This is a genomic window from Nocardioides sp. W7 (assembly GCF_022919075.1).
GTDB lineage: Bacteria > Actinomycetota > Actinomycetes > Propionibacteriales > Nocardioidaceae > Nocardioides.
In genome coordinates this window covers 3180871-3193647 of the sequence record NZ_CP095078.1, presented here as the reverse complement: position 1 = coordinate 3193647, position 12777 = coordinate 3180871, and the positions used below count along the sequence as shown (strand labels likewise).

Annotated in this window: 12 protein-coding genes and 1 riboswitch; of the genes, 4 read left to right on the top strand and 8 right to left on the bottom strand. The window is 71.0% G+C overall.

What is annotated here, in order from left to right; all coding sequences use genetic code 11:
* The first annotated feature begins 91 nt into the window (after window positions 1-91).
* Genes MUB56_RS15145 through MUB56_RS15130 form a run of 4 tightly spaced genes read left to right on the top strand, consistent with a single transcriptional unit; the run spans window position 92 to window position 4348 of the window.
* The gene (locus tag MUB56_RS15145) at window positions 92-2887 is read left to right on the top strand and encodes an ATP-binding protein (RefSeq protein WP_244927854.1); all 2796 of its coding nucleotides are present in this window, start codon (window positions 92-94) and stop codon (window positions 2885-2887) included.
* Entirely contained in the window at window positions 2884-3387 is a 504-nt protein-coding gene (locus tag MUB56_RS15140) for a pyruvoyl-dependent arginine decarboxylase (protein ID WP_244927853.1), read from the top strand. Before MUB56_RS15145 ends, MUB56_RS15140 begins: the two co-directional genes overlap by 4 nt.
* On the top strand, window positions 3372-3974 hold the full coding sequence (locus tag MUB56_RS15135; protein WP_244927852.1) for a hypothetical protein: 603 nt from the start codon (window positions 3372-3374) through the stop codon (window positions 3972-3974). Before MUB56_RS15140 ends, MUB56_RS15135 begins: the two co-directional genes overlap by 16 nt.
* The gene (locus MUB56_RS15130) at window positions 3971-4348 is read left to right on the top strand and encodes a response regulator (protein WP_244927851.1); all 378 of its coding nucleotides are present in this window, start codon (window positions 3971-3973) and stop codon (window positions 4346-4348) included. Before MUB56_RS15135 ends, MUB56_RS15130 begins: the two co-directional genes overlap by 4 nt.
* Before the next feature lie 7 nt (window positions 4349-4355).
* On the opposite strand, the gene ribH is transcribed toward MUB56_RS15130, so the two are convergent.
* The 8 genes from ribH to ligD form a co-directional block, all read right to left on the bottom strand.
* Window positions 4356-4844, bottom strand: coding sequence for a 6,7-dimethyl-8-ribityllumazine synthase (gene ribH, locus MUB56_RS15125; RefSeq protein ID WP_244927850.1), 489 nt, complete (start codon window positions 4842-4844; stop codon window positions 4356-4358).
* Window positions 4841-6103, bottom strand: coding sequence for a bifunctional 3,4-dihydroxy-2-butanone-4-phosphate synthase/GTP cyclohydrolase II (locus MUB56_RS15120; protein ID WP_244927849.1), 1263 nt, complete (start codon window positions 6101-6103; stop codon window positions 4841-4843). The genes ribH and MUB56_RS15120 overlap by 4 nt, the downstream gene beginning before the upstream one ends.
* On the bottom strand, window positions 6100-6729 hold the full coding sequence (locus tag MUB56_RS15115) for a riboflavin synthase (RefSeq protein WP_244927848.1): 630 nt from the start codon (window positions 6727-6729) through the stop codon (window positions 6100-6102). Before MUB56_RS15115 ends, MUB56_RS15120 begins: the two co-directional genes overlap by 4 nt.
* 1 nt (window position 6730) lies before the next feature.
* Complete coding sequence (gene ribD, locus MUB56_RS15110) at window positions 6731-7786, bottom strand: bifunctional diaminohydroxyphosphoribosylaminopyrimidine deaminase/5-amino-6-(5-phosphoribosylamino)uracil reductase RibD (RefSeq protein WP_244927847.1); 1056 nt, start codon at window positions 7784-7786, stop codon at window positions 6731-6733.
* Between the two features lie 90 nt (window positions 7787-7876).
* A riboswitch (FMN riboswitch) is annotated at window positions 7877-8034 on the bottom strand.
* Between the two features lie 166 nt (window positions 8035-8200).
* Window positions 8201-8863, bottom strand: coding sequence for a ribulose-phosphate 3-epimerase (rpe, locus tag MUB56_RS15105; RefSeq protein WP_244927846.1), 663 nt, complete (start codon window positions 8861-8863; stop codon window positions 8201-8203).
* A 97-nt stretch (window positions 8864-8960) separates the two neighbouring features.
* Window positions 8961-11234, bottom strand: a complete 2274-nt coding sequence (gene katG, locus MUB56_RS15100; protein ID WP_244927845.1) for a catalase/peroxidase HPI — start codon at window positions 11232-11234, stop codon at window positions 8961-8963.
* A 49-nt stretch (window positions 11235-11283) separates the two neighbouring features.
* Complete coding sequence (locus MUB56_RS15095; protein ID WP_244927844.1) at window positions 11284-11724, bottom strand: Fur family transcriptional regulator; 441 nt, start codon at window positions 11722-11724, stop codon at window positions 11284-11286.
* A 37-nt stretch (window positions 11725-11761) separates the two neighbouring features.
* Window positions 11762-12739, bottom strand: coding sequence for a non-homologous end-joining DNA ligase (gene ligD / locus MUB56_RS15090; protein WP_244927843.1), 978 nt, complete (start codon window positions 12737-12739; stop codon window positions 11762-11764).
* Window positions 12740-12777 lie beyond the last annotated feature (38 nt).

Here is a 12777-nt window from a genome sequence, read left to right as displayed (position 1 = left end):
CTCCCGCGCTGATACGGTCACGCCCATGGGCCCCGCGCGCTTGGACGAGGCCTCACGCCGACAGTTCACCATCGCAGCTTCCATCGCCGGCGTGGCCATCTTGATGTTCTGTCTCCTGCTGCAACCCGGCCTCCCAGCGTCGTTCCGGTCGGCGACCACCGCCGCCGGGCTCCTCTTCGCGGGACTGGCCGCCGCGGCCAGCTGCGGGGTGGCGGCCCGACGCAGTACGGGCCGCCGCCGACGGGCCTGGCAGCTGCTCACCGGAGCCGCCGTCGTGGCCGTCGCCGGCAACATCGTCGTCGCCGCCCTGGCCCTCGCCCCGTCCAACACGGTCAGCGACGTCTCGATCGGCCTGGCCCTGCTGCTCTCGATCGCCGGACTGCTGAACTTCCCGACCACGCGCCGCCGGGGGCTCGACCTGCTGGTGATGGCGCTCGACGGCGTGGTGATGGGCTCCGCCGTACTCATCATCGCCTTCGTCCTCGTCTACGACGACCTGTGGGACAGCGCCGACGCCCCGGGCCAGGGCCTGCTCACCCTGCTCATCCCGGTGCTCGACGTCGTCCTGGTGGCGGTCGGGCTGCTGCTGGTGCAGCGGATCCGCGGAGCGGCCCGGCCCGCCCTGGTGCTGCTGGCCGGCGGCTTCCTGATGTACGCCGTCTCCGACCTGTCCTACGCCGCACTGGTGGCCCAGGACGAGTTCGAGTTCGGCAGTCTGCTCGACCTGGGCTGGATCGCCGGCTACCTCGTCATCGCGGTGTCCGCGTGGTACCCCACCCCCGAGACCGACATCGTCGAGAACGACACCGGCGCGGAGACGCTCGACACGGTGATCGTCTTCGCGATGCTGATCGCCGCCGCGGTCGTCCAGACGGTGTTCGAGGAGCAGGGCCAGTCCCCCTTCATCCAGCTCGCGATCTGGATCGTCCTGGTGCTGGCCGCCGGACTCCGGCAGACCCTCCTGACCGTCGACAACGCACGGCTGCGGCGAGGCCTGGAGCAGCGGGTGCGCGAGCAGACCTCCGACCTGCGCCGGCTGGCCCGCCAGAACGAGATCCTGCTGACGTCGGTGGGCGACGGTATCTACGGCGTCGACGCCGACGGCCGGATCACCTTCGTCAATCCCTTGGGTGCCCAGGTCCTCGGGTACGACCCCGAGGAGCTGCGCGGTCGGCACGCGCACGACACCTTCCACGCCGCCGCCGCTGATGGCACGGCCTTCCCGTGGGAGGGGTGCTACGTCTTCGAGGCGATCCGGGCGGGCCGCGTGACCAGCGCCGAGGAGGACGTCTACCGGCGCTCCGACGGCGTCGAGTTCCCGGTCGAGATCACGGCGAGCCCGCTGCTCGACGAGGACGTCGTGCGCGGCGCGGTCGTGGTCTTCCGCGACGTCACCCAGCGCCAGGAGGTCGACCGGATGAAGAACGAGTTCCTCTCCGTGGTGAGCCACGAGCTGCGCACCCCGCTGACGTCGATCCGCGGCTCCCTGGGTCTGCTGGCCAGCGGCAGCGTGGGTGCCCTCGAGCCGCGCGCCCAGTCGCTGACCGCGATCGCCCTGGAGAGCAGCGAGCGGTTGACCCGGCTGATCAACGACATCCTCGATCTGGAGCGCATCGAGTCCGGCACCCGACCGATGGACCTGACGACCCTCGAGGCAGCCGACCTCCTCGCGGCCTCGGCGACCGAACTCGCCGGTCTCGCGCGGACCAGCGGCGTCCGGGTCGCGCTCGGCCGGGTCGAGGGTCGGGTCGTCGCCGACCGGGACCGGGTGGTCCAGACGCTGACGAACCTGCTGGGCAACGCGCTGAAGTTCTCCGAACGCGACAGCATCGTGACCCTGGAGGCGCACGAGGACGGCCGTTTCGTCGTCTTCGCCGTGCACGACAACGGCCGCGGCATCCCCGAGGACAAGCTCGAGACGGTCTTCGAGCGGTTCGAGCAGGTCGATTCCTCCGACGCCCGGCAGAAGGGCGGCACGGGCCTGGGCCTGGCGATCAGCCGCGGGATCGTCGAGCGGCACGGGGGCCGGATCTGGGCCGAGAGCACGGTCAACTCCGGCACCACGGTGCGCTTCTCGCTCCCGACGGCCCACCGGTCGGCGCCCGGGCACGGCCCGAGCGACGCACCCCTGGTGCTGGTGTGTGACGACGACGCCGAGACGGTCGACACGCTCTCCGCCATGCTGGTCCAGCACGGGTTCCGCTCCATCGGCGTCAGCGACGGACGCACGGCTGTGAGCCGGGCCGTCGCCGAGCGTCCCGCGCTCATCCTGCTCGACGTCCGGATGCCCGGCACGACCGGTGCCGACGTCGTGGCCGAGCTGCGCGAGCACCCCCGCACCCGGGCGATCCCCGTGGTGGTGGTCTCGGGCCTCGGACCGGACGACGACCCCGGCCTGCGGACGTGGGCCAAGGACTGGCTGATCAAGCCGGTCACGGAGGAGCGGCTGCTCGGCGCGATCGGGGCCGCCCTGGCGGGTCGGCTCGCCGACGCCACGGTCCTGCTCGTCGAGGACGACGACGACCTGGCCAGCATCGTCACCGCCCTGCTCGCGCCCCACGGCCTCCGCGTCGTCCACGCCCGCACGGCGAGCGAGGCCATCCGCCTCGGCGCCGAGGTGGTGCCCCAGGTGCTCGTGCTCGACCTGCAGCTGCCCGACGGGCACGGCTCGCAGGTCGTCGCGGAGTTCCGCCGCAGCTCCCTGCTCGCCGACGTCGCGCTGGTGGTCTACAGCGCCGCCGACGTCGAACAGCACCAGCGGGGCGATCTCAAGCTCGGAAAGACCGTATTTCTGACGAAGGGCCGATCGGGCCCGGAGGCTCTAGAAGACCGGGTCCTCGACCTGGTCAATGCCCTCACCGGGCGAGAAAGTGAAGGTGACTCATGACCGTCTCCCCTCCCGCCGACGTCTCCGTCGACATCACCGTGCGACGGGGCACCGGCTCGGGTCGTACCCCGCTGGCCGCGTTCGACAGCGCCCTCCTGGAGGCCGGGGTGGCCAACCTGAACCTGATCACGCTCTCGTCCGTGATCCCGCCCGGGAGCCGGATCACGCACACCAACGACGTGCTCGAAGCCGCCCACGGGGACCGGCTGTACTGCGTCCTCTCGGTCGGGCACGCCGATCGCCCGGGCAAGATCGTCTGGGCGGGTATCGGCTGGGTCATCGACGAGGAGACCGGCAAGGGCCTCTTCGTCGAGCACCACGCCGGCAGTGAGGAGTCGCTGCACGAGCAGATCACGTTGAGCCTGGCCGACATGACCGAGAGCAGGGGCGGTGGGTACGGCCCCGTGCAGTTCGCCACCGCGACCGCCCACTGCACCGACAAGCCCGTCTGCGCGCTGGTCGTGGCGGCGTACACCGTCGCCGGATGGGACGAGCGGTGACCGGCCAGGTGGCGCAGGGCGCCCTCACCATCACGGTCGCGACCGCCGTCGACGAGCAGACGGCGACCCGGTACTACCAGCTCTACCGCAGGACGTTCAGCGAGCTGGCGACCCGCGCGGTCGCCCGCCAGCTCCTCCACGAGGAGGAGTTCATGGACGAGATGTACGACGAGCGGGTGATGAAGTACCTCGCCTGGAGCCCCGAGGGCGAGCTGATCGGCATGTCGACGCTCACCCGGGACCTGTCCACGGTGCCGTGGATCAGCCCGGAGTACTACGCGCACCACTACCCCGACCACACCGCCCGCAACGCGGTGTTCTATCTGGGCTTCACCCTGGTCGACCAGCAGCGTCGGCAGGCGCAGGTGTTCCAGGCGATGATCTCCACCATCGTCGAGCTCCTCGTCGAGGAGCGGGCGGTCTGCGGCTACGACCTGTGCGCCTTCAACGACCGCGTGGTCGGGCTCGGCCCGAGCATCGAGCGGCTGCTGCACCGCAACGCGGGGCTGACCCTGACCGAGGTCGACCTGCAGACCTACTACGCGGCCGTCTTCGACGGCACGGTCCCGTCGAAGGAGTCGCAGTGAGCGTCACGAGGGCCCTGGTCGTCGACGACGACGACTCGATCCGGGAGATCACCCAGATCGCGCTGGAGGCGGTCGGCGGCTGGCAGGTCATCCCCGCCGACGGTGGAGTGGCGGCGCTCGCGCTGGCGCGCGAGCACCACCCCGACGTCGTCCTGCTCGACGTGATGATGCCCGACATGGACGGGCCCACGACGTTCCGGCACCTGCAGGAGGACCCCGCGACCCGCGACATCCCGGTCGTGCTGCTGACCGCGAAGGTGCAGGTCGGCGACAAGCAGGTGTGGAACGAGATCGCCGTCGCCGGGGTCATCTCGAAGCCGTTCGACCCGATGACCCTGCACACACAGGTCGCGGAGATGCTCGGCTGGACCTGAGCCCGGCTCAGGCCCCGTCGCCGCGCTTGACCCGCTTGAGGGTCTGCGCGGTGAGCAGCGCGGCGGAGGTGGCCTCGTACCCCTTGTCCTCCTTCGAACCCTCCAGGCCGGCGCGGTCCAGCGCCTGCTGGTCGTCGTCGCAGGTGAGGACGCCGAAGCCGACCGCCACGGTGTGGTCGAGCGCGACCCGGGTCAGCCCGTCGGTGGCCGCGTTGCAGACATAGTCGAAGTGCGGTGTCCCGCCGCGGACGACCACGCCCAGGGCGACGACGGCGTCGTACCCCTGCGCGGCCAGCGCGGAGGCCACCACGGGCAGCTCGAAGGTGCCCGGCACCCGGACGACGACGGGCGCCTCGACCTTGAAGTCGGCGAACGCCCGCGCCGCTCCGGCCAGCAGGCCGTCCATCACCTGGTCGTGCCAGCTCGCGGCCACGACCGCGACCCGCAGGTCGTGGCAGTCGACGGGCTGGTGGGTGGGGATTCCGGCTCCGCTCATCGGATGGCTCCGCTCTCGGTGGTCCCGCTCCCGGTGGTCACCGTCAGGTCAGGCAGCACGTGGCCCATCCGGTCGCGCTTGGTCAGCAGGTAGGCGATGTTGTGATCGTTCGGGTGCGGCGTCAGCGGCACCCGCTCGGCGACGGAGATGCCGTAGTCCTCGAGGTTGCTCACCTTGTCGGGGTTGTTGGTCATCAGCCGCACGCTGTCGATCTTGAGGTCCTTCAGCACCTGGGTGGCCGCGCCGTAGTGGCGGGCGTCCGCCGGCAGCCCCAGGTCGAGGTTGGCGTCCACGGTGTCGCGGCCGCCGTCCTGGAGCTGGTAGGCCTGCAGCTTCGCGACCAGCCCGATCCCCCGACCCTCGTGGCCGCGCAGGTAGACCACGACACCGCGGCCCTCGGCGACGATCCGCTCCAGGGCCTCGTCGAGCTGCGGGCCGCAGTCGCAGCGGCTGCTGCCGAACACGTCGCCGGTCAGGCACTCGGAGTGCACGCGGGTCAGCACCGGGTCCGGGCCGCTGACGTCGCCGTACACGAGGGCGATGTGCTCGGAGTCGTCGGTGGTGATCCGGTAACCGAACGCCGTGAAGTCGCCGTGCCGGGTGGGCAGCCGGGTCTCGGCCTCGCGGACGACCAGCACCTCGTGGCGGCGGCGGTACTTGACCAGGTCCTCGATGGAGATCATCGCCAGGCCGTGCTCGTCGGCGAACTCGCGCAGCTCACCGGCACGCTTCATGGTGCCGTCGTCGTTGACGACCTCGACCAGCACGCCCGCCGGGGTCAGGCCGGCGAGCTTCGCCAGGTCGACGGCCGCCTCGGTGTGGCCGCGGCGGGCCAGCACGCCGCCCTCGCGGTAGCGCAGCGGGAAGACGTGACCCGGGCGGGTGATCTCCCACGGCTCGGTGGCGGAGTCGGCCAGGACCCGCGCGGTGTGGGCGCGGTCGGCGGCCGAGATGCCGGTGGAGACGCCGTCGCGGGCGTCGACCGAGATCGTGTACGCCGTGCGCAGCTTGTCCTTGTTGTGCGGCGTCATCAGCGGGATCTCGAGCCGGTCGAGCATGTGGCCGGGCATCGGCACGCAGATCACGCCGCTGGAGTGCCGGATGGTGAAGGCCATCAGCTCCGGCGTCGCCTTGCTCGCCGCGAAGATGATGTCGCCCTCGTTCTCGCGGTCCTCGTCGTCGACGACCACGACGGCCTTGCCTGCGGCGATGTCGGCGATGGCGCGCTCGACGCTGTCGAGTCGGACCCGGTGGCTCATGAGTTGTTCTCCTGCTTCTGCGGGGTGTGCGCGGCGAGCAGCTTCTCGACGTGCTTGGCGAGGATGTCGGCCTCGAGGTTGACCCGGTCGCCCGGGCCGCGGAAGCCCAGGGTGGTGCGGGCCAGGGTCTCCGGGATCAGGCTGATGGTGAACGACTCCGGGCCGGCCTCGACGACGGTCAGGCTGACGCCGTCGACGGTGATCGAGCCCTTGTCGACGAGGTAGCGGCCCAGGCCCCCCTTCACGTCGGCGGGCAGCGAGACCTCGACGACCTCCCAGTGCTCGCTGGGGGTGCGACGTACGACGTGTCCGACGCCGTCGACGTGGCCCTGGACGATGTGGCCGCCCAGGCGCTTCTCGGCGGTGACCGCGCGCTCGAGGTTGACCCGGTCGCCGGGGTGGACCTTGTCCATGGAGGTCTTCTCGAGCGTCTCCTTCATGACGTCGGCCGTCCAGGTGCCGTCGTCGATCGAGACCACGGTCAGGCAGCAGCCGTTGACCGAGATGGAGTCACCCAGGCCGGTCCCCTCCAGCACGGTGGTCGCGCGGATGGTGAGGCGGATCGCGTCGATCTGGTCCTCGACCGCCTCGACGGTGCCGAGCTCCTCGACGATTCCGGTGAACATGTCAGGTCTCCGTTCGCGGCGTCATCGAGAGACGCACGTTGGGTTGCTCGCCGTCGATCCCGTCGAGCACGGTCACGTCAGTGACCACGGGACGGAACGCATCGGCGATCGTGGTGATTCCGAGGTCGGCGACGGCGTTGGGACCGGAGCCGAGGAACATCGGGGCGACGTAGGCGACGATCTCGTCGACCAGGCCGGCCTGGACGAAGGCGGCGGCGAGGGTCGGGCCGCCCTCCAGTAAGACGTGCTGGCGGTCGAGGGCGAACAGGTCCGCGAGCGCGGCGTGCGGGTCGCGGGTGCGCAGGTGCAGCGTCTCGGCGCCACCCGACAGCTGAGGGTCGAACACCCGCTTGGCCGGGTCGAGGTCGCGCTCCCCCATCACCACCCGCAGCGGTTGGTGCGGCAGCACGACGCCGTGCTCGTCGCGGACGGTCAGCAGCGGGTCGTCGACGGCGATCGTGTTGGTGCCGACGAGCATCGTGTCGCACCGCGAGCGCAGCCGGTGGGTGTCGAGGCGCGCCGCCTGCGAGCTGACCCACCGGCTGGTGCCGTCGGCAGCGGCACTGCGACCGTCCAGGGTGGTCGCGAACTTCCAGGTCACGAACGGGCGGGCGTGCACCATCGCGAACGACCACACCCGATTGACCGCCCGGGACTCGTCCTCGAGCAGGCCGCGCTCGACCTCGATGCCGGCAGCCGCGAGGGTCGCCGCTCCCCCGCGGGCCACCGGGTTGGGGTCGGACTGGGCGAACACGACGCGTCGTACCCCTGCGGCGACCAGGGCCTGCGCGCACGGACCGGTGCGGCCGGTGTGGTTGCACGGCTCGAGGGTCACGACCGCGGTCGTGCCGCGGGCGGCATCACCGGCCCGCGCGAGCGCATCGGCCTCGGCGTGGGGCGTACCGGCCCCGCGGTGGTAGCCCTCGGCGAGGGTGCTGCCGTCGTCGGCGAGCAGCACGCAGCCGACCCGTGGGTTCGGTCCGAGCGGTACGCCGGGCGTCGCCGCGAGCACCAGGGCGCGCGCCATCGCGCTGCGCTCGGCATCCGTGAAGCCCATTCGCCCTCCGTCCGGTCTGCTCACGGACTCCGGGGCTGACGTGACACCGCGACGCGCTCGTCGTGGAAGACGGGGCGTCGCCGTGTCACCTTGCGTGCGCTTCCCATCCGGACTTTCACCGTCGGTCCAGGATTCTCACCTGGTCAGCCGATCGCTGGCTGCGATCGGGTCGCGGACTTCCGAGCGAGCCACGAAGGACTCGATCAGTCACCGCCGGCTCGGAATTACACCGACCCCAGAGCACGCGAGCTGTACACAACTCGTCGGAGCCGAGTCTGCCACATCACGTCTGCCGCTCGGCTGTGGCACTCACCACGTGGAATTCGCTGCTCGGGCCGGGGTGGGCCTGGGCGGCGCCTGTGGAGGAGCGTTCGCGCCGCCCGAGCAGATCCTGCCCTCAGCCGTGCAGCAGGCTCAGCGGGCGGCCTCGGCTGCCGAGCGCAGGGCGCCGACCATCGCGTCCGGGTCGTCGGCGGAGTAGACGGCCGAGCCGGCCACGAAGACGTCGGCGCCGGCCTCGGCGCAGCGTTCGATCGTCTCCAGCGAGACGCCGCCGTCGACCTGCAGCCAGGTCTCGACGCCGTGCTTGGCCATCAGTGCGCGGGCGCGCCGGATCTTGGGCAGCACCAGGTCGAGGAACTTCTGACCGCCGAAGCCGGGCTCGACTGTCATCAGCAGGAGCATGTCGAGCTCGGGCAGCAGGTCCTCGTACGGCTCGACGGGCGTCGCCGGCCGCAGCGCCATGCTCGCCCGCGCCCCTGCGGCACGGATCTCGCGGGCCAGCCGCACCGGAGCCGCCGCGGCCTCCACATGGAAGGTGACCGAGCCGCAGCCCGCCTCGGCGTACGTCGGAGCGTGCCGGTCGGGATCGTTGATCATCAGGTGCGCGTCGAGCGGTACGTCGGTGCTGCGCGCGAGCGCCTCGACCATCGTCGGGCCGAAGGTCAGGTTGGGGACGAAGTGGTTGTCCATCACGTCGACGTGCACCCAGTCGGCACTGGGAATGCGCGCCACCTCCGAGCCCAGGGCGGCGAAGTCGGCGTTCAGGATGCTCGGGGTGATCTGGATGTGGCCCACGGGCGGCGATTCTAGGTGCCGGTCCGGACGCCGGAGAGCCCGGCCGGTCCTCGACGGACCGACCGGGCTCTCGCGGGTCGTGCGGTGGAGCGGTGACTCAGGCCAGGTCGAAGCGGTCGAGCTCCATGACCTTGGTCCAGGCGGCGACGAAGTCGGCCACGAACTTCTCGCGGGCGTCCTCGCTGGCGTAGACCTCGGCGAGGGCCCGCAGCTGCGAGTTGGAGCCGAAGATCAGGTCGACGGCGGTGGCCGTCCACTTCAGCTCGTCGGTCGCGGCGTCGCGGATCTCGTAGACGTTCTCCTCCGACTCCGAGGCCTTCCACCGGGCGCCGGGCGCGAGGAGGTTGGCGAAGAAGTCGTTGGTGAGGGCGCCGGGTCGGTCGGTGAGCACGCCGTGCTGGGCCCCGCCGACGTTGCCGCCGAGGGCGCGGAGGCCACCGACGAGCACGGTCATCTCCGGTGCGGTGAGGTTGAGCAGGTAGGCGCGCTCGACCAGCAGCTTCTCCGGCTGGAGCTTCTCGCCGGCCCGCAGGTAGTTGCGGAAGCCGTCGGCCCGCGGCTCGAGGACGCGGAAGGAGTCGGCGTCGGTCAGCTCCTGCGTGGCGTCACCGCGGCCCGCATGGAACGGCACGGCGATCTCCACACCGGCGTCCTTCGCGGCCTTCTCGACGGCCGCGTTGCCGGCCAGCACGATCAGGTCGGCCAGGGAGACCTGGGCGCCGCCGGCCGCGTTGAACTCGGCCTGGATGCCCTCGAGCTTCTCGAGCACGGTCGCCAGCTGCTCGGGCTCGTTGACCGCCCAGTTGCGCTGCGGCTCCAGGCGGATCCGCGCGCCGTTGGCTCCGCCGCGCTTGTCGGTGGAGCGGAACGTCGCCGCCGATGCCCAGGCGGTGCCGATCAGCTCGGAGACCGAGAGGCCGGACTCCAGGACCTTCGCCTTCAGCGACGCGATGTCTGCGTCGCCGACGAGCTCGCCCGCAACCGCCGGGACCGGGTCCTGCCACAGCTGCGGCTCCGGAACCCAGGGACCGAGGTAGCGGTCGACCGGACCCATGTCGCGGTGCAGCAGCTTGTACCAGGCCTTGCCGAAGGCCAGCGCGAACTCGTTGGGGTTCTCCAGGAACCGGCGCGAGATCTTCTCGTACTCCGGGTCGAAGCGGAGCGCCAGGTCGCTGGTCAGCATGGTCGGCTTGCGCTTCGGGGAGTCCGAGGCCGGGCCGGGGACGATGTCCTCGGCGTCCTTGGCCACCCACTGGAAGGCGCCGGCGGGGCTCTTGGTGAGCTCCCACTCGTACTTGAAGAGGAACTTGAAGAAGTCGTTGCTCCACCGCGTCGGGGTCGAGGTCCAGGTGACCTCGAGGCCCGAGGTGATGGCGTCCGCACCCTTGCCGGTGCCGAACTCGCTCTTCCAGCCCAGGCCCTGCTCCTCCAGCGGCGCGGCCTCCGGCTCCGGGCCGACCAGGTCGGCGTCGCCGGCACCGTGGGTCTTGCCGAAGGTGTGGCCGCCGGCGATGAGGGCGACGGTCTCCTCGTCGTTCATCGCCATCCGGGCGAAGGTGTCGCGGATGTCGCGAGCCGAGGCCAGCGGGTCGGGGTTGCCGTTGGGGCCCTCGGGGTTGACGTAGATCAGGCCCATCTGGACGGCGCCCAGGGTCTCCTCGAGCTCGCGCTCGCCGGCGTAGCGCTCGTCGCCCAGCCAGGTGTCCTCGGGGCCCCAGATGATCTCCTCGGGCTCCCAGATGTCCTCGCGACCGAAGCCGAAGCCGAAGGTCGAGAAGCCCATGTCCTCGAGCGCCACGGTGCCGGCGTAGACGAGCAGGTCGGCCCACGAGATCCTCTGGCCGTGCTTCTGCTTGACGGGCCACAGCAGACGACGGGCCTTGTCGAGGTTGGCGTTGTCGGGCCAGCTGTTCAGCGGGGCGAACCGCTGGCTTCCCTCACCGGCGCCTCCGCGGCCGTCGTAGATCCGGTAGGTGCCGGCAGCGTGCCAGCTCAGCCGGATGAACAGGCCGCCGTAGTGCCCGAAGTCGGCCGGCCACCAGTCCTGCGAGGTGTTGAGCACGTCGACGAGGTCGCGCCGCAGCTCGGCGAGGTCGAGCTTCTTGAACTCCTCGGAGTAGGTGAAGTCGGGACCGAGCGGGTTGCCCTTCGACGAGTGCGCGTGCAGCACCGACAGGTCGAGGCTGTTGGGCCACCAGTCCTGGTTGGTGTGCGGGCGCCCGGCCTTGGGCTGCGGCGAGTCGATCGCCGGGTTCTCGCTCTCGCTGCCGTGGGCGGCAGCGGAGCCGTGCATCACCGGGCACCCGCCCTCTGCCTTCCGGTCCACCCCCTGGGGGCTCTCGGGGGTGGCGTTGTCCTGGCTGTCGCTCATCTGGATCCTTCCGAACGGGTCGATCTGGCGGTCACTGAGGGCTGTGATGTCACGCAGTGCTGTCTTCGAGGGAGGCGGCCGCGCAGTCGGGGCAGGTGCCCCAGTACACGACCTCCGCCTCGTCGACCACGAAGCCGTGGTCGTCGGAGGCGGTGAGACACGGGGTGTGGCCGACGGCGCAGTCCACGTCGGCGATGGCGCCGCAGGAGCGGCAGACCACGTGGTGGTGGTTGTCGCCGACGCGCGCCTCGTAGCGCGCGGTCGCACCGGCCGGTTGGATCCGCCGGACCAGGCCGGCGTCGGTGAGCGCGCGCAGCACGTCGTACACCGCCTGGTGGGAGACCGCGCCGAGGTCCTCGCGGACCCGACCGATCAGCGCGTCGGTGTCGGTGTGCGGGTGCTCGTGCACCGCGGTGAGCACGGCCAGCCGGGGGCGGGTCACCCGGAGCGAGGCACCGCGCAGCTGGGCCTCGAAGTCCGGCAGCGTCATAGGGAGAGCATGCCGACTTTTCTGGAACTAGTCAAGATTAGTCGTCCGGCGTGTCGGGGATCTCGGCACCGTCTCGCTCGTCCCGGTCCGCCCACTCCAACAGCGCGGCGATGTCGAAGGGATGCCCGTCGATCGCCTCGTGCAGGTCACCGAGCTCGGCGAAGCGTTCCGGCACCGTGAGGATCGTGCAGTCGCGGGGGTCGACGTCGTCGATCTCGTCCCAGCGGATCGGGGTGGAGACGCGGGCGTCGGGGACACCGCGCACGGAGTACGCCGCGGCGATGGTGTGGTCACGGGCGTTCTGGTTGTAGTCGACGAAGAGGTGGTGCGGGTCGCGGTCCTTGCGCCACCAGGCCGTGGTCACGTCGTCGGGGGCGCGCCGCTCGACCTCACGGGCGAAGGCCAGCGCGGCCCGGCGTACGTCGGAGAATCCGTGCTCGGGCGGGATCCGCACGTAGACGTGCAGCCCGGAGCCGCCGCTCGTCTTCGGGAACCCGACGGCGCCCAGCTCGTCGAGGATCTCGTGGGCGACGTGGGCGACCCGGCGCACCGTGTCGAAGTCGCACAGCGGCCCGGGGTCGAGGTCGATACGCCACTCGTCGGGGCTCTCGGTGTCCGCACGTCGGCTGTTCCACGGGTGGAACTCGACCGTGGACATCTGCACCGCCCAGATCACGCTGGCGAGCTCGGTCACGCACAGCTCGTCGGCGGTGCGGTTCCACCGGGGGAAGTGCAGCCGGACGGTCTCGACCCACGGCGGCGCACCGGCCGGGACCCGCTTCTGGTGCACCTTCTCGCCGGCCAGCCCCTTCGGAAACCGGTGCAGCATGCAGGGCCGCTCGAAGAGCGCGTTGACGATGCCGGGCCCGACGGCCAGGTAGTACTCGACCAGGTCGAGCTTGGTCGCCCCGCTCTGCCCCTCTCTCGTCGGAGGGAAGTAGACCCGGTCGGGGTTGCTCACCCGCACCACCTTGTCGTCGACCTCGATCTCGACGGCGGGTGACTTGCTCGGCATGTCAGCAATCTAGAGGGTGTCGCCGACTACGGTGCGGA

Bases quoted from the DNA above. Each gene is read 5' to 3' on its own strand.
- MUB56_RS15140 (WP_244927853.1), top strand. From the start codon at position 2,884: ATGACCGTCTCCCCTCCCGCCGACGTCTCCGTCGACATCACCGTGCGA.
- MUB56_RS15135 (WP_244927852.1), top strand. From the start codon at position 3,372: ATGGGACGAGCGGTGACCGGCCAGGTGGCGCAGGGCGCCCTCACCATC.
- ribH (WP_244927850.1), bottom strand. From the start codon at position 4,844: ATGAGCGGAGCCGGAATCCCCACCCACCAGCCCGTCGACTGCCACGAC.
- MUB56_RS15120 (WP_244927849.1), bottom strand. From the start codon at position 6,103: ATGAGCCACCGGGTCCGACTCGACAGCGTCGAGCGCGCCATCGCCGAC.
- MUB56_RS15115 (WP_244927848.1), bottom strand. From the start codon at position 6,729: ATGTTCACCGGAATCGTCGAGGAGCTCGGCACCGTCGAGGCGGTCGAG.
- ribD (WP_244927847.1), bottom strand. From the start codon at position 7,786: ATGGGCTTCACGGATGCCGAGCGCAGCGCGATGGCGCGCGCCCTGGTG.
- katG (WP_244927845.1), bottom strand. From the start codon at position 11,234: ATGAGCGACAGCCAGGACAACGCCACCCCCGAGAGCCCCCAGGGGGTG.
- MUB56_RS15095 (WP_244927844.1), bottom strand. From the start codon at position 11,724: ATGACGCTGCCGGACTTCGAGGCCCAGCTGCGCGGTGCCTCGCTCCGG.
- ligD (WP_244927843.1), bottom strand. From the start codon at position 12,739: ATGCCGAGCAAGTCACCCGCCGTCGAGATCGAGGTCGACGACAAGGTG.